Annotated in this window: 15 protein-coding genes; 3 read left to right on the top strand and 12 right to left on the bottom strand. The window is 70.1% G+C overall.

Translation table 11 applies throughout. The features are described 5' to 3' along the window. Window positions 1-96: 96 nt before the first annotated feature. The 3 genes from ACFOY2_RS49915 to ACFOY2_RS49905 all read right to left on the bottom strand — a co-directional run bounded on the left by ACFOY2_RS49915 (window position 97) and on the right by ACFOY2_RS49905 (window position 4,048). Entirely contained in the window at window positions 97-2,349 is a 2,253-nt protein-coding gene (locus ACFOY2_RS49915) for a tetratricopeptide repeat protein (protein WP_379535222.1), read from the bottom strand. Between the two features lie 95 nt (window positions 2,350-2,444). Continuing rightward, complete coding sequence (locus tag ACFOY2_RS49910) at window positions 2,445-3,617, bottom strand: hypothetical protein (RefSeq protein WP_379535221.1); 1,173 nt, start codon at window positions 3,615-3,617, stop codon at window positions 2,445-2,447. Between the two features lie 272 nt (window positions 3,618-3,889). Next, window positions 3,890-4,048 carry a hypothetical protein gene (locus ACFOY2_RS49905; protein WP_379535220.1) on the bottom strand — a complete coding sequence of 53 codons (159 nt, stop codon included), beginning with the start codon at window positions 4,046-4,048 and terminating at the stop codon, window positions 3,890-3,892. Between the two features lie 231 nt (window positions 4,049-4,279). Here ACFOY2_RS49905 and ACFOY2_RS49900 point away from each other — a divergent pair, with 231 nt between their 5' ends. Further along, window positions 4,280-5,230: a serine hydrolase domain-containing protein gene (locus tag ACFOY2_RS49900; protein WP_379535258.1), complete on the top strand. Its 951-nt coding sequence runs from the start codon at window positions 4,280-4,282 to the stop codon at window positions 5,228-5,230. Here the strand turns inward: ACFOY2_RS49900 and ACFOY2_RS49895 are convergent. From ACFOY2_RS49895 to ACFOY2_RS49855, 9 genes are all read right to left on the bottom strand, one after another. Then, window positions 5,225-7,279, bottom strand: coding sequence for a beta-galactosidase (locus tag ACFOY2_RS49895; protein ID WP_379535219.1), 2,055 nt, complete (start codon window positions 7,277-7,279; stop codon window positions 5,225-5,227). The genes ACFOY2_RS49900 and ACFOY2_RS49895 overlap by 6 nt on opposite strands. A gap of 79 nt (window positions 7,280-7,358) precedes the next feature. Continuing rightward, window positions 7,359-8,786 (bottom strand): family 16 glycosylhydrolase, encoded by a 1,428-nt coding sequence (locus tag ACFOY2_RS49890; protein WP_379535218.1) that lies wholly within the window; start codon window positions 8,784-8,786, stop codon window positions 7,359-7,361. Between the two features lie 6 nt (window positions 8,787-8,792). Continuing rightward, complete coding sequence (locus tag ACFOY2_RS49885) at window positions 8,793-10,334, bottom strand: FAD-dependent oxidoreductase (RefSeq protein ID WP_379535217.1); 1,542 nt, start codon at window positions 10,332-10,334, stop codon at window positions 8,793-8,795. Between the two features lie 56 nt (window positions 10,335-10,390). Beyond that, a complete protein-coding gene (locus ACFOY2_RS49880) occupies window positions 10,391-11,440 on the bottom strand; it encodes a LacI family DNA-binding transcriptional regulator (protein WP_379535216.1) in 1,050 nt (349 codons plus the stop codon). Then, entirely contained in the window at window positions 11,437-12,471 is a 1,035-nt protein-coding gene (locus ACFOY2_RS49875) for an ABC transporter ATP-binding protein (protein WP_379535215.1), read from the bottom strand. Before ACFOY2_RS49875 ends, ACFOY2_RS49880 begins: the two co-directional genes overlap by 4 nt. Then, window positions 12,468-13,496, bottom strand: a complete 1,029-nt coding sequence (locus tag ACFOY2_RS49870; RefSeq protein ID WP_379535214.1) for an ABC transporter ATP-binding protein — start codon at window positions 13,494-13,496, stop codon at window positions 12,468-12,470. Before ACFOY2_RS49870 ends, ACFOY2_RS49875 begins: the two co-directional genes overlap by 4 nt. Further along, a complete protein-coding gene (locus ACFOY2_RS49865; RefSeq protein ID WP_379535213.1) occupies window positions 13,493-14,353 on the bottom strand; it encodes an ABC transporter permease in 861 nt (286 codons plus the stop codon). The genes ACFOY2_RS49870 and ACFOY2_RS49865 overlap by 4 nt, the downstream gene beginning before the upstream one ends. Further along, the gene (locus tag ACFOY2_RS49860) at window positions 14,350-15,351 is read right to left on the bottom strand and encodes an ABC transporter permease (RefSeq protein ID WP_379535212.1); all 1,002 of its coding nucleotides are present in this window, start codon (window positions 15,349-15,351) and stop codon (window positions 14,350-14,352) included. The genes ACFOY2_RS49865 and ACFOY2_RS49860 overlap by 4 nt, the downstream gene beginning before the upstream one ends. Then, window positions 15,348-16,988, bottom strand: a complete 1,641-nt coding sequence (locus ACFOY2_RS49855) for an ABC transporter substrate-binding protein (protein ID WP_379535211.1) — start codon at window positions 16,986-16,988, stop codon at window positions 15,348-15,350. Before ACFOY2_RS49855 ends, ACFOY2_RS49860 begins: the two co-directional genes overlap by 4 nt. A 225-nt stretch (window positions 16,989-17,213) precedes the next feature. Between ACFOY2_RS49855 and ACFOY2_RS49850 the strand changes: the two genes are divergently transcribed. Further along, complete coding sequence (locus ACFOY2_RS49850) at window positions 17,214-19,625, top strand: beta-glucosidase family protein (RefSeq protein WP_379535210.1); 2,412 nt, start codon at window positions 17,214-17,216, stop codon at window positions 19,623-19,625. Between the two features lie 146 nt (window positions 19,626-19,771). Continuing rightward, entirely contained in the window at window positions 19,772-21,241 is a 1,470-nt protein-coding gene (locus ACFOY2_RS49845) for an MFS transporter (protein WP_379535209.1), read from the top strand. Window positions 21,242-21,258: the final 17 nt, after the last annotated feature.

Below are 21,258 nucleotides of genomic sequence, written 5' to 3'. Positions count from 1 at the left end.
AGGCCCGATGCCTGTCCGACGCCCTCCATCCAAGTCGTGTGCGGGGCGGCAGGCCATGCAGACGAGCACGCAGAAGTATGCGCGAACCGTGCGGGGTCAGGGGGTGGTGCCGGCCGCCTCGGCGTCGGCGATCGCCGCGTGCACTTCGGCCGCACGCGCGTACGCTTGGCGGCTCTCGCCGGCCCGGCCCTCCTGCGCGAGCAAGGCCGCCAGGATCTCCAGGGAACCGGCCTGCGGGACGGGTAACCGGGCCTGCTCCATGAGGGCGATCGCCTCGGTGAGCTTGGTGATCGCCTCGGACCGGTGGCCGAGCGACGCCAGGCATTCGCCGACGCGGGCCAGCGCGATCGGCCGGGTGAACGCCGCGATGCTCGGCGTCACCCCCGACCGGTCGTCGTTCAGCAGGGCCTCCAAGCCGAGGTAGTGCTCCAGTGCCTCGGCGTGGTGCCCGGCGTCGCGCAGGCAGGTGCCGAGGGCGCCGAGACACTGGCAGTACGAATCGATGTCGCCGGCGGCCTGGAACAGCTTCGCCGCCCGGGTTTCCGACGCGATGGCCTCGTCGAGCCGTCCGAGCCTGCGCAGCGCGCCTCCCGCGTTGTGGTGGGCCGAGGCGATCTGCGCCGTGGCGCCGCTGCGGGTCGCCAGGTCCAGCGCCTGCGCCGTGTACCGCAGCGCGGTCGCCGGATCGTCTCGCGGCAGCAGATGAACCCAGGCCAGCAGGTTGAACTGCCTGGCCTGGCGGGCCGGGTCGCCCAGAGTGGCGGCGGCCTCGGCGCCGAGGGTGAAGACCTCGTGCCAGTGCGGCGCGTGCATCCACCGGTCGGAGAACCAGTCCATCGACTCGGCGCAGTCGAGGACGTCGGAGTGACGACCGCCGCTCGCCGCCGTCCGCAACGCGCCCAGCCAGTTGTCCACGTTCACGCGCAGCCAGTGGTCGGCCTCTTGCGGCGAGGACAATCGGACAAAACCGGCGCCCGGCTGGTCGGGACGGCCGTACGCGGGCTCGAACCACCTCCCTGCGGTCGTGGCCGTCCGCAGCAGCCACGAGGTCACCCGCTCGCTGGTCGCGTCGCGCTCCTGCGCGGGTTGCTCCGCGTGCAGCCGGTCGCGGGCGAACAGCCGTACCAGGTCATGGAAGCGGTAGCGGCCCGACGCGCTGTCGTGCAGCAGGCCGAGATCGACGAGTTCGTCGAGCGCGTCCCAGGCGTCCTCGATCGTGATCTCGCCGGCGACCGCGGCGAGGGCGGCGTCGAAGTCCCGGCCAGGCACCAGGGCGAGTCGCCGGAAGACCCGCCGCGCGGTCTCCGGGAGTTGCTCGTAGGACATCCCGAACGCGGTGGCGATCGCGAGGTCGCCGGCCTTGAGCTGATCGAGGCGGCGTTCCTCGTCCGTCATCCGGGCGACCAGTTCGGCGGGGTCCCACGCGGGCCGGCTCACCAGGCGATTGCCGATGATCCGCAGCGCCAGGGGCAGACCGCCGCACAGATGTGCAAGCCGGGCGAGCACCGCTTCCCCATCCGATGCGGAGCGTTCACCCAACATCCCGATCAGTAGGTCGATGGCGTCCGGCACTGGCAGGGGACCCAGACTCAGCCGGCGCACGCCCTCCAGCCCGGCCAGCAGCCGGCGGCTGGTCAGCAGGGCCCGGCTCAGGCCACCACCGGGCAGCAGCGGACGGACCTGCTCTTCTGAGGCGGCGTTGTCGAGCACGACCAGGACGCGCCGCTCGCGCAGCAGCGACCGGTACAGGGAGGCACGCCCGGACACGTCGCGGGGTATCTGCTGATCCGCGACACCGAGCGCCCGGAGCAGCCGGGCCAGCGCCTCGGCGACGGCGAGAGGCTGCGGGGACATGCCGAACAGGTCAATGAGGAACACCCCGTCCGGGAAATGCGGCCGCAGGACGGTGCGCACCCTGCCGCCCTTGCCGCAGATGCGCACGTGTTCGTCGTCCAGGCGTAGGTCCAGGTCTTCGACGTACAGGCCGCAGACTTCGGAGGCGCGGGCGCCGCAGACGCAGGCGGTCTCGAACAGCACCCGGTCGCGCAGCCGGTCCAGCGGCGCCTCCTTGCGCGGCCGCCGTGAGCAGATCACCGCCGGCACCTTGGCGACGTCGGCCGCCGCGGCCGGGCGGGGCAGGTTCTTGGGCACCTTGACGGTGTCGATCCGGTCCATCGGGTTGGCGTCTAGGAGATCGTGGCGGACCGCCCACTTGCAGAAGGAGGCGACGGCGGCGCGCTTGCGCTTGCGGCTGGCCGGCGCCAGCTCGGCGAGCTCGACCAGGTACGCCCGGACCGGCGCGGCGGACAGCGCGCCCCGGCCGAGCTGCTCGACAATGACCGGATCCACCGCAACCGAAGCCGTGCTCCGCGCGATGACCTGGGGGAAGTCCACAAACGATCGAAATCACTGACCGCCACACGCGATCTCGAGGGTGAAAAGGTTCAAGCCCCGGGTCCTGACGAAGGCAGCCACCGCGAGATCTTCGTCCGTTCCTCGATGTTCTGATGGACGATGCCGTTGTCGATGAAGATCCGCTCGTGGCGCTCGGCCCCGGGCAGGTCGAGGAAATCGAGCCACTGGCCGGTCTGAAGGTCCAGGAAGACCAGCCCGACGGTTTGCCAGTCCCAGCCGCGCGCTATTCGTCGCTCCTTTTCGGCTGCCATGGCCAGCAGCCGGCCTCGGGTGAACATGGGACCGTTCAAGCCGACTGCCAGGTCATCGGTGCCCAGAGCGCGCAATCTGGTGGCGAACAACGGATGTGGTTCGCCGTCGTCGGCTCGAAGGAGCCGATAGCCGCTGGCGAGGCGCTGTGTCCCTGCCGCGGGATCACGCCAGCGGATGGCTGACAGGAACTCGTCGGAGTCGAGCACCACCAGCCCACCAGACGCAGGCAACGCGAGCCCCATCACCCGTTCGCCGGGGATGCCGTCGGCGAGCGAAGTCTGGCCGGGCATGGCCCCATACAGCCGCAACCGGTCCTGCACCACCTCGGCGACGGCCAGGACCTTGGTGTCGTCGCCGCAGCCCGCCGCGAAGGCGACCGCGGTCGATGGCGCTACCGCACAGGCGGCCTCCACCCCCTCCCCCCAGTCCTTGATCAACGTTTCACCTATTGTGCGGCTTTGCAGGGCCGAGACACCGTCGATGTGCGCCAGCGTCGCCGCGTCCAGCAGGTTCAACCGGGCGGGCCCCTCAAGCACGGTTTCCCCGAAGAGCAGATACGAGCCGTCGGCGGTGAACTGAAGCCAGCCACGCTGCCCCGAGTCAAAATCCAAGGACCTTCGCCGACCTTCTCGATCCGCGTTGTCCCGGCCCGCCCTGCTACCGGGCAGTCGTCGCACCGTGCCATCGGATCGCCACAACTCGACCGTCAAGTCCTCACCGAGCACGGCGATGCTCTCCCCACCGGGGCGCACAGCAAGCTGGTGAAACGGCCTGGTCGGTGTACAAGACATCACCGAGCCCAGCGCGACATCGGCATCATGGACCGTCACGACTCCACCCCGCGCGACTGCCACATACCGCCCGTCCGGGTCGACCCCGGCAACCCGTCCAACCACATACCCAACTTCGACGATGCCGCCGACACCGGCAGCCATGAGCGGATTCTGCATCGGTTCGTTCTACCCCATGGGATCAGGGCCCCCGGAGGAGTGCCGTCTGGTGGATGGCCTGATCGTGCGTCTTGACAAAACCCAACCCTTCAGGGGCTGAGCATGAAGGTGGTGCCGGACTCGTTGCCCCTGTTTTCGCGCACTCCAGTCTGGCCCCGTACGCGGCTGTATCAGCCCGCTTCCGACATATCGCCTGGCGCTTCACGCCGATCAACAAAACCACCGAGATCGAACCTCTTCCAGCCCGTCACCGCGTGAGCAAAGGTGGAGCGCTACGCCGCCTCGGCAAGGGTGGTGAAGTCGATTTCGGGCAGGTCGGGGTCGAAGTCATCAGGCCGCAGTCGCAGCACGTCGGTGGCGTAGAGGCCGAACCGGCTGATGTGCGCCGCCAGGTAGGGCGACAGCTGCGCGACGTCCTCCGCGCCAGGCACCGTCGTACGCGCTCCACCACCACACACCGTAGCGAGACGAACACGCGCGCAGAAGACGAAGAAGATCACAGCTTCATCAACCCACCCGGCTCACCCACTCAAGATCCACTCAATGTGGGTTTTGGGCTTATGTGGGCTGACCCCCTAGTCGACATTTCTGCCGAGGCTCCCCATCGTGAAGGCGTGCAGGGACACCGGCAAGGTGCGGGAAAGGATCATTTCGTGTCCCAGATGCTTCAGCGAATGACAGCCCTCGTCTCCGAAGCCGGCTACCGCAGTGACGAACCGATTGTGGTCGGCATGCGACGACGCGGCGCGCCGCCCATCCTCCTGGCTCAAGGGCTGACCGGTACGACGGTCACCTACGCGGCGTCGCTGTCGAAGCAGATGACCGCTGCCTGCGCGGCTCTGCTCGTTCAGCGCGGTGCGCTGGACATGGAATCGTCCCTGTCACGCTGGCTGCCGCGGCTGCCGGCGTGGGCCGGCGCCATCCGGCTCCGGCACCTCGTCCATCACACGGCGGCCCTCCCCGCCGACTCCGAGATCGATGCCATCATCGCCGGCGAAGCCGACCGGACCACCTCGGGCATCATCCGAGCGCTCACCCGGTTCCCGGCCCTGGTCCGCCGGCCGGGAACCGAACACCGGTATTCCAACGCCGGGTACGTCTGCCTGGCCGCGGCAGTGGAACGAGCGGCGGACATGACGCTGTCCGACTTCGCCCAGCGTCACCTCTTCGTCCCGCTGGCGATGGCGGACACCCGCTATTGGTCCGGGCCTGACCCCATGCCCCCGGGAGCCGCGCCGCTTGCCCGTCTTCATCCCGCCCCGCTGTCCCTGGGTGATGGGGGAGTATGGACGACCCTCCGCGATCTGCTGCGCTGGAGCCAGGCGCTCAACGCCGACGAACTCGGCATCTCGGAGCTCATGCAGACTCCTGGACGCCTCGATGACGGAAGACCGATCGACTACGCCTGGGGGATCGGCGTCCGATCACACGCCGGGCACCGCGTCTATCGGCACGGCGGCGGCTGGACAGGTCTGCGCGCCCTGCACGCCCGCGTACCCGACCTGGACCTGAGCGTGGCTCTCCTTGCGATCGACGACCACACCGAGCGCCGAGTCCCGCTCCTCAACAGCCTTCTCGACGAGGGAGGAGCGAGCGGGAGGGCCGCCTCATGATCGGACTCGGTTCCCCGTTGGTGAGGGATTCACGAGGGCCGCGACCTCCTGCGGCGACAGCGTGAGCTCGCCGTCCGCGGCGGATCCGGTCAGCAGGTCCGTCGCCGCGTGCGGAAGGGGCACACGTACCGTGTCCGTGCCGTGGTTGAGCAGGAACAGCACGTCGCCGCGGCGTACCGCTTCGACACCGCGCGGCAGGTCCGGCAGGACCCCGTGCACGCCCGCGTCGGCCAGCGCCCGCGTGGCCAGTTCGCCGAGCGCGTCCGGCTCGGGCATCGTCGCCACGTACCAGGCGACGCCCTGCCCGGACCGGTGCCGCAGCACCGCGGGCCCGCCTTCGGCGAACTCGGCCATGGTCTCGGCGCCCTCCGCGGCGACCAGTTCGGTCCAGGTGTGCGCGGCGAACTCCGTCCCAGTGGTCCACCGGCAGCGCACGGGGCCGTCCGCGGGCCGGTGCTCTTCGCCGGACGCGCCGAGCACGTCGCGCAGCGGCGCGGGAAACCGGCCGGTACGCACGTGCGCCCGCTGGTCCACGATCCCCGAGAACGGGCCCACGACCAGGACCCCGCCGCCGCGCACGTAGCCGCTCAGCGCCGCGGCGTCCTCGTCGCTGATCAGGAACAGGTTCGGCACCACGACCAGGGAGTAGCCCCGCAGGTCGGCCGACGGGGGCACCAGGTCCACGCTCACGCCGCGCTCCCAGAACGGCAGGTAGTAGCAGAAGAGCTGGTCGGTGGCGTTGAGACGGTCGCTCGGCCGGCCGCGTTCCTCCAGCGCCCACCAGTTCGGCCAGTCGAAGACCATCGCCACCCGCGCGGGCACGGGCTGCCCCGCCACGGACGCCAGTTCGCGCAACTCCCGGCCGTGCGCGCGGACCTCGGCGTGCAGGCGGGTGTCCGGGCCCGCGTGCGGGAGCATCGCGGAGTGGAAGCGCTCGGCGCCGAACCGGGAGGCCCGCCACTGGAAGTAGCACAGGCCGTCGGCGCCGCGGGCGACGGCCTGCAGCGACTCCAGCCTGAGCCGGCCAGGCGGTTTGGGCGGGTTGTGCGGGCGCCAGTTGACCGCGCTCGTGGACTGCTCCATCAGCAGCCACGGCCTGCCCTTGGCCAGGCCGCGCATGAGGTCGTGCGTGAGCGCCGCGCGGGCGGGCGCGAGGGGGTCCGACGGGTCGGGGTAGTGGTCGTTGGAGACGATGTCCTCCTCGTCGGCCCACGACCAGTAGTCGACCGGTTTGAACAGGCCCATGAAGTTGGTGGTGATCGGGGTGTCGGGGGTCCGCGCACGCAGGACGTCGCGTTCCGCGCGGAAGTGGGCGAGCAGGGCGTCGGAGCAGAAGCGCCGCCAGTCCAGTTGCTGCGACGGGTTGATCATGGACGGGGCGCGGCGCGGGGTGATGATCTCGGCCCAGTCGCTGTAACGCTGGCTCCAGAACGTGGTGCCCCATGCGTCGTTGAGCGTGTCCAGGTCGCCGTAGCGGTCCTTCAGCCAGGTCCGGAACGCCTTGGCGGACTCGTCGCAGTGGCAGATCTGGCCGTACTCGTTGCCCACGTGCCACAGGGCCAGCGCGGGGTGGCCCGCGTACCTGGTGGCCAGGTCCGCGACCAGGGCCAGGGCTCGCTCCCGGTAGACGGGCGACGATGGGCAGAACTGGTTGCGCGAGCCGTACCAGAGGCGGTGGCCCGACTCGTCCACCGGCAGCGTCTGCGGCCGGCGGTGCCCCAGCCACGGCGGCGGGGAGGCGGTGGGGGTGGCCAGGTCCACCGCGATCCCGGCCTCGCTCATGAGGTCGAGCACCCGGTCCAGCCAGGCGAAGTCCCTTTTTCCCTGCTCGGGCTCGATCCGCGCCCAGCTGAACACGCCGACCGTGACGAGGTTGACCCCGGCGGCCCGCATCAGCTCGACATCCTCGGCCCACACGTGCTCCGGCCACTGCTCGGGGTTGTAGTCCCCGCCGAACAGCAGGCCGCGTCCGGCGGTGAGCGTGTGCATGCCCGGCCCGGGCTGGAACGTCTCGACGGCCCGCGCCGCCGCGTTGTCGAGTGATGCCATGCCGGAACCTTTCTCTGGATCGTGGCGGACGCAGGCACGTCCAGGTCGGGAACGTGCCTGCGCCGGCAGCCCCACGCGATCAGGCGCAGGCGATGGAGCCGGTGAACTGGCAGGGGGTGCCGGGGGCCGTGTAGGCGACCCGGTCCACCTGGAACGTGAGCGTCTTGCCCGGATCCGTGAACGGCCCCATGTGCTCGATCGAGGTGTCACTTCCCCACACGTTGAGGAACAGGTTGGCGTTGAGCTTGGGCAGCCGCGTGGCGTCCGTTATGGAATGAACTTTGGTGCCGTTGACGTAGAAGTCAACTTTGGTGGCTGACCACACCATGCCCACATCCACGAACCCTTCTGGTACGGGCACCAGCTTCTCCCCGAGCGGCATCGTGTCGTCCCAGGCCAGGAGCTTGACCTTGCCGGGATCCCGGCCCATGACCTTGATGTCGATGGCCTCCCCGGTGACGTAGGTGAACATCGCCGACATCAGGCCGGACCCGGCGACCCCTTTCAACCGGGCCTCGTAGGTGCCGTAGCCGAGGCGAAGCCGTGACTGGATCTCGGCGCAGGCGTACTGCCGGTCACCGATCGCCTTCTTGGCGAACGACAGGTTGAGCATGCCCCCGGAGACGGCGACCTGCTGCCGGTCCCAGGTGCAGTTCTGCTTGGCGCCGTTGTTCCAGCCGTCGGAGACGTACCAGCGGGAGGCGTCGAGGGTGTCGAAATCGTCCACGAACGAGGTGGTGACGGAGCAGGCGACGGAGCCGGTGAACTGGCACGGGTCGCCGAGCTTGGTGTAGGCGATGTAGTCGTATGACGCCTCGACGGGGTGGCCAGGGTAGGTGAAGGGGCCCATCCAACTGCTCAGCGTGTCGCTGCCCCAGATCTGGGCGAACAGGATCTGCTCGTGGGTGGGCACCTGGGCGCCGGTGAGGGTCTTGACCAGCTTGCCGTTGACGAAGAAGCGCAGCCGTCCGGGTTCCCACACGTAGGCGAAGTCGACATAGGTCGAGGCCGAGTCGGCGGGCAGCGCGACCGGGAAGCCGCCGGAGGAGGTGCCGTTGACCCACGAGTTCACCTCGACCTTGGAGGTGTCCTTGCCGAGCACCTCGAAGTCGATCTCGTCCCACGGCTGGTTGTGCACCGGGCCGATGTAGGAGAAGAAGGCGGAGTTCAGTCCGCTGCCCTTGCCCGCCTTCATCCTGGTCTCGAACGTGCCGTAGCCCGGGCGGGCGCGGGACTGGACCTCGGCGCACGAGTACCGGCGGTCCCCGTACGCCTTGTCGTCGAAGGTGATGGTGAGCGCCCCGTTCGCCACGCGCACGTTGTTCTTGTTGAACTGGCAGTTCTGGTGGGCGCCGTTGTTCCAGCCGTCGGAGACGTACCAGCGGGTCGTGTCGAGCGCGCCGTCGAAGCGGTCGATGAACGACGCGCTCGCCGCGGCGGCGGGCTGGGCGGGGGTCAGGGTGAGCAGGCCGAGGATCAGGGCGACGATGGCTGTTGAACGGGGCATTGACTCCTACTCTCGGTGGGTGCGGATCTCTTCCGGCCAGGCGAGCACGATGCCGAGCGTGTCGCTCAGCAGGCGCTGGTAGTCCGACAACTGCGCGGCGTCGGAGCGGACCTTGCGCGGCGGCAGGTCGCGGGCCAGGCAGAAGCCCGCCAGCGCGCCCACCGCCTCGCCGATGGCCCACTCGACCGGGTGCAGCCGGTAGCAGCCGTTGGTGATGTGCGTGGAGCCGATGTTCTTGTTGGCGGGCAGCAGGTTGTCCACGCGCACGGGAATGAGCGCCCCGAGCGGGATCTGGAACGGGTACGCCTCGATGTCGACGTAGCTGCGCCCCGCGGTGCTGGGGTGCAGGTCGATGCGGTAGCGGCCGAGCCCCACGCTGTCGGGGAAGATCTCGCTGCCCGCGCCGTCCGGCCTGGCCTGCACGCCGACGTGCTGCTCCAGGACGGTGAACTCGGCCACGATGCGGCGCGACTCGCGGATGTAGGGCGTCTTGGCCAGCCCGTCGCGGGTGCCGGTCACGTCGGGCCGCAGTCGCAGGCCCGGGTAGCCGCCCTCGGTCTGCATCCAGTACAGGAACGACAGCGACAGCTCCCGGCTCCCCGCCAGGGCGGCGGATGGGTCGGCCCCGAGCAGCGGGCCCTCCCAGTAGTCGATCTGCGGCCAGTTCACGATGGTCAGGTCGGTCATGCCGGTGAACTGTTCGGCGGCCAGGATGCGGCGGAACTGCCACAGATCGAAGTGCCCGGTCCTGTCGCCGAACAACTGCCACTCCCGCCGCTCCAGCGTGATCGGCACGACGTCCGTCCACGAGAGCTGCGGCCCCGGCCAGAACGGCGCGACGGTGTCCCGCCAGTGCTCGTAGCCGGCGGGCCGGTCGATCACGTGGTCCTCGCCCGGCCGGTGCTCCAGCGCGAAGCACCACGAAATGGCCTGCTGGTCGAGGGGGTCGGCGGTGTCGGGGGCGTGCGGTTCGCCGGTGGTGTCGCGGCCCTCCGCTCCGACGACGTGCTCGACGTCCGCGAGTTCCAGCAGGTCGCCCAGTTCGGTGGCGTCGATCACGTACGGTGCCGCCACGGTCAGCTCGTGACCTGTCTCCAGATCGCGAAGCGTGACGGCGTCCACCTTGTCGCCGTTCGTCCGCGCGGCGACGGGCGCGTGCCGGAGTAACACGGTGATCAGGCCCGACGCCCGCCAGGGGGCGAGCATCTCGTCGATGACGGCGACGGCCACGCGTGGCTCGTGGCACATTCTGCTGACGATGCCGAGCCCCGGGTCGAGGAGCGGGGCCGCGCCGGGGCGCAGCGGGTAGTTGCGCCGATAGTATTCGCGTACGCGTCGCCGCAGCTCGGCGTATCCGGGCGGGGCGAACTCCCGCTCGATCCAGGCGTGCTCGTCCGGCGGGACGGCCTGGGCGGTCAACTGGCCGCCGAGCCAGTCGGTGTGCTCGGTGATGATCACGCTTCGGCCGAGTTTCGCGGACGTGAGCGCGGCTGCGACGCCTCCGAGGCCGCCGCCGACGATGAGCACGTCAGTCTGGAGTTCCGCCATTCCCCGTGGGCTCCTTATCGTGAATGAACGCGTGTGAATGAGGGCCGGGCCGTGGGTCAGGGCCGCCGCTGCCGAGCGGCGGCGATGGTCGTGCCGGGAACGATCGGGCAGGGCACGAGCAGGCTCGTGGCCGGCTGGTCGGGGTCGTCGAGCATCTCGATGAGCCGGTCGACGGCGATGCGGCCGATGGCGAGGCGCGGGATCTCCAGGGAGTCCCACTGGGCGGAGGTGCCTCCCCAGTCGGCTTCGAGCACGGCGACGGAGACGTCCTCCGGCACCCGCACGCCACGCGCGGCCAGCCCCTGGAACAGTTGCTCGGCCAGCCGGACGCTCTCGGAGACCACGGCCGTCTCCTCGCCCCGGACGATCTCGTCGATCCAGTCGTCGGTCAGCTCGCTCTCGCCGCGGAAGCCGGGTGACCTGTCGGTCAGGCCCAGCCGTTCGACCGCCTCGCGGTAGCCGTGACGCCGGTCGGCGTATGGCTCCATCTCCTTGGGCTCGCGCAGGTAGGCGAAGTGGCGGTGGCCGTGCCCGGCCAGTTTGTCCACGATGCCGTTGGTCGCGCTGCGGTAGTCGGGGATGACGCATGGGATCTCGGCGCCAGGCACCTCCCGGCGGCCGATGTGGACGAACGGATAGCCGTCGGCCCACAGCCGGGCCAGTTCCGCCCGGTCGGTGGAGACCCCCAGCAGCACGCTGCCGTCGGCCAGGTTGAGCCGGTTGGTGCCGTCGCGGTAGACCCTGCGCCGCCCGTCGCCCGCTCCGGTCGAGGTGAACAGCACCAGGTCGAACCCCGTCTCCTCGGCCCGCTCCTCGATGCCGAGCAGGAAGTCGAAGTAGAAGTTGTCGCGGGCGTGCGGGAAGACCGCCTCGAAGGTGTGTACGCCGATCAGCATGTTGCGCTTGTTCCGCAGGTTGCGCGCGGACGGGTTGGGCACGTACCCGAGCTCCTTGATCGCCGCGAGCACCCGCCGGCGGGTCTCCTCGGGGATGCGAGCGGTGTCCACGTCCCCGCTGATGACGCGGGATACGGCTGACTGGGACACCCCCGCCAGCCTGGCCACGTCGGACTGGCGCGGGGCCTGCCCGCGGCGCTTGGGCGTCATGGCGCTTTCTCCTTGCCGGGCCGCCGCGCCATCGCGGCGGCGTGGGTGGTGGACGCGAGTTCCCCGGCCCGGCCCTTGTGGTGCAGCCAGCAGTGCGCCCAGTGCCCGCCGCCCAACTCGGTGCGCGGTGGCGGGCTCTGCTCGCACTCGGGCATCGCGAACGGGCAGCGCGGGTGGAACCGGCACCCGGCGGGCGGGTTCGCCAGGCTCGGCGGTTCTCCCAGCTCGTCCGCGTCGGCGAACAGCGCGGCCCGTTCGTCCTCGCCCCGGTCGGGGTCGGGTGAGGATTCGATGAGCAGCTTGGTGTACGGGTGGCGGGGCCGGGCGATCACCTCTTCCTTCGGCCCGCCCTCGATCATGCGCCCGGCGTACATGACGACGATGTCGTCGCAGAGGTAGCGGGCGCCGGCGATGTCGTGGGTGATGTAGAGCAGCGCCAGCCCGTTCTCGTCGCGCAGCCGGGCCAGCAGGTTGAGCATGTCGAGCCGGATCGACACGTCCAGCATCGAGATGGGCTCGTCACCGAGCAGCACCTTCGGGCGGACCGCGAGCGCGCGGGCGATGACGACCCGCTGGCGCTGGCCGCCGGACAGTTCGTGGGGGAACTTGTCGACGTAGTCGCGGGCCGGGGTGAGGCTGACCCGTTCGAGCAGTTCCAGTACCTGCCGCTCCAGCTCCCGCCTGTCGCGCGTGCCATGGTGCAGGCGCAGGGCGCGTTCGAGGTTGTAGCGGACGCGGTGCAGCGGGTTGAGCGACCCGAACGGGTCCTGGAAGATCAGTTGCACGTCACCGTGGTAGTCGCGGCCGCCGCTGCTCTGTCCGTGCAGCAGCACCTCACCGCTGGTGGGCGGATAGAAGCGGGCCAGCACGCGCGCCAGCGTGGTCTTGCCGCTGCCGCTCTCACCGACCAGCGCCACGATCCGGCCGGGCAGCAACGCCAGCGTGGCGTCCTCCACGGCCCGCACCACGCCGTGCCTGCCCACGGGGAAGTGTTTGGCGACGGCACGCGCTTCGAGCACGGGCTCGCTCATGACAGATCATCTCCAGCAGGGTAGAGCAGGCAGGCGACCTCGTGTTCCCCGACCGTGACCAGCTCGAGCCTGGTCCGCTCGCAGCCGTCGAAGCTCTTCTGGCAGCGTGGACGGAACGCGCATCCTGGCAGTGGTCTGCGCAGGTCGGGCGGGCTGCCGGGGATGCCGGTCAGCGGCCGCAGCGGCGCGTGCAGCGGCGGGAACGAGTCGCGCAGCCCCCGGGTATAAGGGTGCTTCGGATCGGCGTAGAGCGCGTGCGCGGTGCCGATCTCGACGATGCGGCCCGCGTACATGATGGCGATCCGGTCGGCCACCTCCAGCAGCAAAGACAGGTCGTGGGTGACGAACACCACGCCGAACCCCAGCTCCCTGCGCAGGCGCAGCACCTGGGCGAGGATCTGCCGCTGCATGACGACGTCCACCGCGGTGGTCGGCTCGTCCATGACCACCAGGTCGGGCCGGCAGGCAAGGGCGAGTGCGATGGCCGCCCGCTGCCGCATGCCGCCGGACAACTGGTGCGGGTAGGCGCGTGCCCGGTCGCCGGAGATGCCGACCATGGCCAGCAGTTCCGCGGCCCGCCGCCAGGCCTCCTTCTTGCCCATCCTCCGGTCGTGGGCGCGCAGCACGTCCGCGAACTGGGCGCCGAGCCGCATCACCGGGTTCAGCGCGTCCATGGCGCTCTGCAGGACGATGGACACGCTCGTCCAGCGCAGGGCCCGCAGCCGCCCGGCGTCGAGCGCGACGAGGTCGACGGGCGGGCCGCCGTCGCGGCCGTGGTAGAGGATGCGGCCCGCGGTGGTCTCGGCGGGCGGACGCTGCAGCCGGGTCAGGGCGGTGATCAGCGTGGACTTGCCGGATCCCGACTCCCCGGCCACGCCCAGGATCTCGCCCCTGCGCAGCGTGAACGACACGTCCACGCAGGCCCGCACCTCCCCGGCGTACTCGACGCAGAGGCCCTCCACCTCCAGCACGGCGCCGTCGGCGGCCCCGGTCGCCAGGGGTTGTTCCTGTGTCTGGGAGGTCATGCCGCCTGGCTCCTTACCATCCGTCCCCGCCGTGTCCTGGTGACCCGGAGTTTGGGGTTGGCCACCTCGTCCACGCCGAAGTTGACCAGCGCGGCGGCCGTGCCGATGAGCGCGATGCACAGTCCCGGCGGCACGAACCACCACCACAACCCGCGCAGCACCGCGCTCTGCTGCTGCGCCGACTGGATCATGGTGCCCCAGCTGATCGCCCCGGAGTCGGAGATGCCGAGGAAGGCCAGCCCCGCCTCGGCCAGCACCGCGCCGATCATCGCGTGCAGGAACATCGAGGCGATCAGCCCGGTCAGGTGCGGCAGCACCTCGGCGAAGATCAGCCGGCGGTTGCTCTCGCCGAGCAGTCGCATGGCGCGCACGAAGTCGCGGCTGGCCACGCTCATGGCCTGGGCCCGCAGGGTACGGGCGCCGCCTGCCCAGCCGAACAGCCCGATGATCAACGCGATCGTCCACAGACCCGTGCCCTGCAGGTAGCCGGCCACGATGAAGATGAGCGGCAGCACCGGCATGACCAGGAAGAGGTTCGTCAGGAAGTTCAGGGCGCCGTCCACGCCGCCGCCGAAATAGCCGGCGGTCACGCCGACCAGCACCGCCAGCGTCGTGCCGATCGCCGCCGCCAGGAACCCGACGAACATCGAGCCGCTCGCCCCCGCGATCACCTGGGCCAGCACGTCCTGGCCGAACTGGGTGGTGCCGAGCAGGTGCTCACCCGACGGCGGCTGGGCGATGGCCTTGATGTCGTTGGCCCGGGGATCGAGGCCGAGCACGGCCCGGCTGAACCAGTCACCGAAGATCGCGACCAGCGCGAAGAACGCGATGATCACCACACCGACGCGTACCTTCATGCCCGCTCCCTGACGCGGGGGTCGAGCAGCGCGTACACCGAGTCGGCGACCAGGTTGGCCAGCAGCACGGTGAGCGTGATGAGGAAGAAGACACCCTGCATGACCGGATAGTCCCGCTGCTGGAGCGAGGCGTAGAGCAGGTAGCCGATGCCGGGATAGCTGAAGACGATCTCGGTCAGAAGCGCGCCGCCGACGACCCCGCCGAGCGCGAGGGCGAAGCCCGTGAAGTTCGGCAGCATGGCGTTGCGGGCCGCGTACCGGAGCATGACCCTCCTGGGTGAAAGGCCCTTGGCCAGGGCGAGCAGCACGTAGTCCTCGCGGACCGTGGTGACGGTCATGTTGCGCATGCCGAGCAGCCAGCCGCCGAACGCCGAGAACACGATCGTGGCGGCGGGCAGCGCGCCGTAGTGCAGGACGCTCAGCGCGAACGGCGCGTTGAACCCCACCAGCAGGTCCGGGTCGTAGCCGCCGGCGAGCGGGAACCAGCCGAGCACGAAGCCGAACGCCCACAGCCCCAGCAGCGCCACCCAGAAGTACGGCACCGACGACACGAACGTGGTCAGCGGGCTGACGATCGAGTCGAACCGGCCGCCGGCCCGCCACCCGGCGATCACGCCGAGCCCGGTGCCGATCAGGAAGGCCACCACCGTGGTGCTGCCGACCAGCAGCAACGTCCACGGCAGCCCCTGCCAGACCAGGTCGCTGACCGGGGTCGGGAAGTTCCTGATCGACACGCCCAGGTCCAGCCGGGTGAGCTGGCCCAGATACTCCAGGTACTGGGCGCCGAGGTTGGCGCTCGGGTCGCCGAACAGGCGCTGGATGGACTCCAGCGTGCGCGGCGGCAGCGACTGGCCGCTGACCCGCTCCAGCTCCTCGATGATCGCCAGCGAAGGGTTGCCCGGCATGAGACGCGGGATGAGGAAGTTCAGGGTGACCGCCGACCACACGGCGACGGCGTAGAAGCCGAGCCGTCTGGCCAGGAAGCGCTTGCCGGTCATTGGGCAGCACGCTTGAGGTTCATGAGCGTCATCGTGCTGTCCGGGCCCAGCCCCGGAAACGGTACGTAGCTGAACTTCTCGGGTGTCGGCCAGCCGGTCCATCGACCGGCGTTGATCACCACGAACCAGTACGAGTTGTAGATCGGGCTGAAGGGCACCTTGTCCGCCACGATCGACTGCATCTCCTGGGCGTACTGCTTGAGGCGTCCGACGTCGGACGTGCCCAGCAGTTTGGCGAGCGTGGCGTCCGTGGCCGGGTCCCGCCAGCGGCCCAGGTTGGTGGCGGCCTTCTTGCCGATGGGTTTGGCGGCGCGGCCGGCCAGCATGCTGTAGACGCCGCTCGCCCCGGCGCCGCCCGTGGCGAGGATCGTCAGGTCGAACTTGCCGAGCTGCTGACTCTCATACAGGTTCGCGCCTGGGGCTCCCGCGGGCTTGACCTGCAGGCCGAGCGCCGACTTCCAGCTGTTGACCATGATGTCGGCGTAGGAGGCCCAGCCGAAGTCCTGGTTGAAGGAGATGGTGGGCTCGTATGACGTGCCGTCCTTGACCAGCTTGCCGTCGGTGACCGTCCAGCCGCCGGCGGCCAGTTCGCGCTTGGCGCCCTCGGCGTCCACCTGCTGCACCTTGCCCCGGTACTCCGGTTTGAGCCAGTCCTTGTAGACCAGGTCGACCAGCCCGGTGGGGCCCGCCTCGGTGCCGGGGCGGTTGAGCGTCGTGACGATGTCGCTCCTCGGGATCGTCATCGCCAGCGCGCGGCGCACGTGCACGTCGTCGAAGGGCGGTCTGGCGGTGTTGTAGAGCATCGAGTACGCGCCACCGGTGGCGTACATCTGGTAGAGGTGCGCCTGCGGGTCCTTGGCGACGTACTCCTCCTGGGCGCCGGACCAGGCTTGGAGCGCCCAGTCGATCTCGCCGCGCAGCAACTGGGCCTTCCCCGAGTCGGCGCTGGTAGGGATGATCTTCAGGTACTTCATGGGGAACGTGCCGCCCCAGTAGTCGTCGCGGGCGCGCAGCGTGATCTGCTGGGCGGCGAACGACTCCAGGACGAACGGCCCGGTGCCCACGGGGTCCGGGTTCGTCCAGGTGTTGAGGTCCTGCTTCTCCCAGAGCTTCTTCGGCAACATCGGCAACACCGGTGAGGCGAACTGGTTGACCTCGCTGAACCCGGGGCTGTCGAACGTGACCGCGACCGTGGACTCATCCACCTTCTCCACGGCCTTGTATGTGGTGCCGGCCAGGTTGAAGTCCGGATTGTCCAGGGGCAGGCCCAGGGAGAAGACGACGTCGTCGGCCCTCAGCGGCGCTCCGTCGGAGAACTTCACGCCCTGACGCACCTTGATCGTGAGCCGGGTGCCCTTCTCGTCGAACTCCAGGCTCTCGGCCAGCCACGGTTTGACCGTGCCGCCGTCGCTGTAGTCGATGCGGGCCAGTGGCTCGTAGATCATCTCCGAGTTCGGGGTTTTCTGCGTCCCGGGGCCGACGACGTTGTAGTTGCGGACGTACGTCGTGCCGCCGTCAGTCTTGCCGAAGATGATCGTGTCCGCGCGAGCGCCGCCGTTCGGGCGGCTCTGGCCACCTGCCGAGCACGCGGTGGCGAGCATCATCACGACAACGACCAGGAGTCCTCTTCTTGCCATGTGTGTCTCCAGGGGGGTGTGCGCATACGTATGCGCAAGCCAGCCGAACCAGGAAGGGCTGGTGCTTCTACGTATGAACAGGGACGCTAAGGACGTTACGAGCAGACGTCAAGAGTGTGACCGAAACTTTTCGGCCCCCCTTGACGAGTGGGCGTTCTGTGCTTAGCGTCCGGGATCAATCCATTTGACCAACCTGCTCATACGAATGAGCAGCAGGAGGCACGCGTGCACCAGATCGACCCGCTCCTGGACAAGCTCACCCTGGAGCGCAAGGTCCGCCTGCTGACGGGCGCGGACGAGTGGAGCACCCATCCCGATCCCGACATCGGGCTGCGCTCGATAGTGCTGTCCGACGGCCCGTCCGGCATCCGCGGCGTGACCTGGGACGAACGCCACCCCGCGGTGAACCTGCCGTCCGCCACCGCACTCGCCGCCACCTGGGACGTGGCGACCGCCCACGCGTACGGAGCGGTACTGGCGGCCGAGGCACGGCGCAAAGGCGCGGACGTGGTGCTCGGACCGACGATCAACCTCCACCGCAGCCCGCTCGGCGGACGGCACTTCGAGGCGTTCTCCGAGGACCCGCTGCTGACGGCCGACCTGGCGGCGGCCTACGTGCGCGGCGTCCAGACCGGGGGCGTCGCCGCGACTCCGAAACACTACGTGGGCAACGACTTCGAGACCGAGCGCTTCACGGCGAACGTCTCGGTGAGCGAACGGGCGCTGCGCGAGCTGTACCTCGCCGCGTTCGAAAAGGCGGTGGTGGAATCGCGGGCCTGGGCGGTGATGTCGGCGTACAACGCGGTCAACGGCGCCACGATGACGGAGAACCCGCTGCTGGCCGAGCCCCTGTGCGGCGAATGGGGGTTCGACGGCGTGGTGGTCTCCGACTGGTGGGCCGCGCGGACGACCGTGCCGGCCGCACTGGCCAGGCAGGACCTGGTCATGCCCGGACCGGACGGGCCGTGGGGCGAGGCGCTGGTCGCGGCGGTGCGCGACGGGCGCGTGCCGGAATCGGCGGTGGACGAGAAAGTGCGGCGCCTGCTGCTCCTGGCCGCCCGTGTGGGCGCCCTGGCCGGCTTCACACCCGCTCCCGCCGACACCCCGGCGCCTTCCGCCGAGGACGGCGCCGTCCTGGCGCGGCGGGTGGCGGCCGACGGGATGGTGCTGGTACGCAACGACGGTGAACTGCCGTGGCCCGCTCCCGGCCCACGGTCGGTCGCGGTCATCGGGCACAACGCCCTCCAAATCCGCACCCAGGGCGGCGGCAGCGCCACCGTCACACCCCCCTACGTCGTCACCCCGCTGGACGGGCTGCGCGCCGCCCTGCCGGACGCCGAGATCACCTGGACGCTCGGCGCCGTCACGCAGGCGGGCATCGCGGCACTGCCGATCGCCCGGCTGACCGACCCGGTGTCGGGGGAGCCTGGCGTGCGCGCCCGCTTCCTCGCCGACAGTGGCCGCGAGCTGCTGAGCGAGAACCGCCACTCGTCCGACCTCGCCAGGCTGGGCGGCTCCCGCCCGGAAGGCACCGCCTCGGTGGAGATCAGCACCCGCTACCAGGTGCGCGAACCGGGCACGATACGGCTCGGCGTCGCCGGCGCCGGGCATGCCACGCTGACCGTGGACGGGGTGCGGGTGCTGGAACGGGAACTGGTGCACGAGGGTGAGGACTTCGGCGGCGGCCTGGTCTCACCACCGCACGCCTCGGTCCCGGTCGAACTGGCGGCCGGGGAGGTCGAGTTGACCGCCAGACTGGACGGCGTGCCGCAGGGAAACGGCCTGACCCTCGCGCTGGGCGAAGACCTGGCCGCGGACGAGACGGACGCGATCGAGGCGGCCGTAGCCGCGGCGCGGCAGGCCGAAACGGCCGTGATCGTGGTCGGCACGAGCCCGGAGATCGAGCGCGAGGCCGCCGACCGCGCCACGCTGGCACTTCCCGGCGCGCAGGACGCCCTGGTACGGGCGGTCGCAGCGGCCAACCCGCGCACAGTCGTCGTGGTCAACGCGGGCGCGCCCGTGCTCATGCCCTGGCGCGACGAGGTCGCCGCCGTGCTCCTCGGCTGGTTCGGCGGGCAGGAGTTCGGCACCGCCCTGGCCGAGGTGCTTCTGGGAATCGCCGAGCCGGGCGGACGACTGCCCACCACCTGGCCGGCCACCGAGGCGGACGTGCCGGTTCTGGCCACCGCACCGGTGGACGGGGTCGTGGCCTACGACGAGGGCATCCACATCGGCTACCGCGCCTGGCTGCGCGCCGGGACCGAACCCGCCTACCCGTTCGGGCACGGGCTCGGCTACACGAGCTGGGAACCGACCGGCCTGACCGCCACCCCGGACGAGGTACGACTGACCGTGCGCAACACCGGCGAACGCGCGGGCAAACAGGTGGTGCAGGTGTACCTGTCACGGGAGTCCAGCGCCGTGGACCGGCCCGAACGCTGGCTGGCCGGATACGCCGTGGTACGCGCCGACGCCGGGCAGGCCGAGCGGGTCACGATCGCCCTCGCACGCCGAGCCTTCCAGCACTGGGACCAGGGGTGGAAGAGCGAGCCGGGGGAGTTCACCGTCCACGCCGGCTTCAGCGTCACCGACCTCCCGCTCACCACCCGGATCTTCTTGAAGCGGCCGGTGTGGTAGACCCCGGAGGGGGCTGAGGGCCTGTCCTGACAGTGGCTCCGGGCGAGTTGTCAGGTCGCTATCAGCGCGAACGCGCATGGTTTGGGGCGTCACAGAACGCGGATCGCAGTGGCGGTCCTCCTCCCAAACGATGCAGGAGAAGTCTCATGGCTCATCCACGCCGATGGTGGATCCTCGGCGTTCTTTGTCTGGCACTGCTGGTGCTCAGTGTCGACAACATGATCCTCACGCTGGCCATCCCCGCACTCATGAGCGAGCTGGGGGCGAGCTCGGCCGACGTGCAGTGGATCCTCGACGCCTACATCCTGGTGTTCGCGGGACTGCTGATCACAGCGGGGAGTCTGTCGGACCGGTACGGCCGCCGCCGGCTCCTGATCTTCGGGCTGGTCGTACTCGGCGGGGCGTCCCTGCTGGCGGCGTTCGCCGATCAGTCATGGCAGCTCGTCGCGTGCCGCGCGCTGATGGGGGCGGGCGCGGCCCTGGCCATGCCCAGCACCATGTCCATCCTCATCGTCGTCTTCGACGAGAGCGAGCGGCGCAAGGCGATGTCGATCTGGGGCATGGTCAGCATGGTCGGGATCGTGGCCGGTCCCACCCTCGGCGGGCTGCTGCTCCAGCATTTCTGGTGGGGGTCGGTCTTCCTGGTCAACGTGCCTCTCGCCGTGCTCGGGATCATCGGCGCCTACGCCGTCGTGCCGGAGTCGCGGGGGCCGGCACGACGGGCCGACCCGCTGGGCGTGCTGTTGTCCATCGCCGGGATGGCCGCACTGGTGTGGGCGATCATCTCCCTGCCGCACGAGGGCTGGTCGGCTCCGGTCGTGATCGCCCTGGGGGTGGCCGTCGTCGCGCTCGTCGTCTTCGTGCGGTGGCAGTCCCGTACGCCGCATCCGATGCTGCCGTTGGCGATATTCCGCAACCGCGACTTCAGCGGGGCCGCGGCATCGGTGGTGCTGCTGGTGTTCTCCACCGCGGCGGTGCAACTGGCGTTGACGCAGTTCCTTCAGCTGGTCCTCGGACATGGCGCGATGACGGCCGCGCTGGCGTTCGTGCCGCTGGCCGTGGCCGTGGCGGTCTTCAACCTGGTCGGCGCCACCCTGGCCAAGCGCCTCAGCAATAAGACGCTGATCGTGGCGGGAATGCTGGTGATCGCCGCCTCACAGGGCATCTTCGCGCTGATCGGCCCCGGTGACGGATATCCGTTCCTGGCCGCGGGACTGGCGGTCATGGGAATCGGCACCGGGCTGGCCACGCCCAGTGTCTTCGCCACGCTCATGGGCGCCATCCCGCCGCAGCACGCCGGGGTGGGTTCAGCGGTCAGCGACACCATCCAGCAGGCAGGCATGGCGCTGGGCGTGGCCGCACTGGGCAGCCTGCTGTCGGCCGGCTATTCCGCGGCTCTGCCCGCAGGTGTGCCGCAGGCGGCCAGGACGTCGCTGGCGGACGCGCTCGGCACGGCGGCCGAGACCGGTTCGGCCGACCTGGCGCAGGCGGCGCGAGAGGCGTTCCTGTCGTCCATGTCACTCGTGAGCACCGCCGCCGCCCTACTGTCGGTGACCGGAGCCGTGCTGGCCCTCACCGTCCTGCGCCGCCGTGCTCCCGCGCACGCACGTGATTGAAGAGAGAAGGAGAGCCT

Origin of the sequence: Nonomuraea purpurea (genome assembly GCF_042650645.1) — a bacterium.
Taxonomy (GTDB): domain Bacteria; phylum Actinomycetota; class Actinomycetes; order Streptosporangiales; family Streptosporangiaceae; genus Nonomuraea; species Nonomuraea purpurea.
Note: the sequence above shows the minus strand (reverse complement) of the source record. Positions and strands in the feature narration are given on the sequence as shown.

What these genes read in the sequence shown, in the direction of transcription:
- ACFOY2_RS49875 (WP_379535215.1), bottom strand. Translation starts at nt 12,471, where the DNA reads ATGAGCGAGCCCGTGCTCGAAGCGCGTGCCGTCGCCAAACACTTCCCC.
- ACFOY2_RS49880 (WP_379535216.1), bottom strand. Translation starts at nt 11,440, where the DNA reads ATGACGCCCAAGCGCCGCGGGCAGGCCCCGCGCCAGTCCGACGTGGCC.
- ACFOY2_RS49860 (WP_379535212.1), bottom strand. Translation starts at nt 15,351, where the DNA reads ATGACCGGCAAGCGCTTCCTGGCCAGACGGCTCGGCTTCTACGCCGTC.
- ACFOY2_RS49885 (WP_379535217.1), bottom strand. Translation starts at nt 10,334, where the DNA reads ATGGCGGAACTCCAGACTGACGTGCTCATCGTCGGCGGCGGCCTCGGA.
- ACFOY2_RS49870 (WP_379535214.1), bottom strand. Translation starts at nt 13,496, where the DNA reads ATGACCTCCCAGACACAGGAACAACCCCTGGCGACCGGGGCCGCCGAC.
- ACFOY2_RS49855 (WP_379535211.1), bottom strand. Translation starts at nt 16,988, where the DNA reads ATGGCAAGAAGAGGACTCCTGGTCGTTGTCGTGATGATGCTCGCCACC.
- ACFOY2_RS49865 (WP_379535213.1), bottom strand. Translation starts at nt 14,353, where the DNA reads ATGAAGGTACGCGTCGGTGTGGTGATCATCGCGTTCTTCGCGCTGGTC.
- ACFOY2_RS49845 (WP_379535209.1), top strand. Translation starts at nt 19,772, where the DNA reads ATGGCTCATCCACGCCGATGGTGGATCCTCGGCGTTCTTTGTCTGGCA.
- ACFOY2_RS49900 (WP_379535258.1), top strand. Translation starts at nt 4,280, where the DNA reads ATGCTTCAGCGAATGACAGCCCTCGTCTCCGAAGCCGGCTACCGCAGT.
- ACFOY2_RS49895 (WP_379535219.1), bottom strand. Translation starts at nt 7,279, where the DNA reads ATGGCATCACTCGACAACGCGGCGGCGCGGGCCGTCGAGACGTTCCAG.
- ACFOY2_RS49910 (WP_379535221.1), bottom strand. Translation starts at nt 3,617, where the DNA reads ATGCAGAATCCGCTCATGGCTGCCGGTGTCGGCGGCATCGTCGAAGTT.
- ACFOY2_RS49890 (WP_379535218.1), bottom strand. Translation starts at nt 8,786, where the DNA reads ATGCCCCGTTCAACAGCCATCGTCGCCCTGATCCTCGGCCTGCTCACC.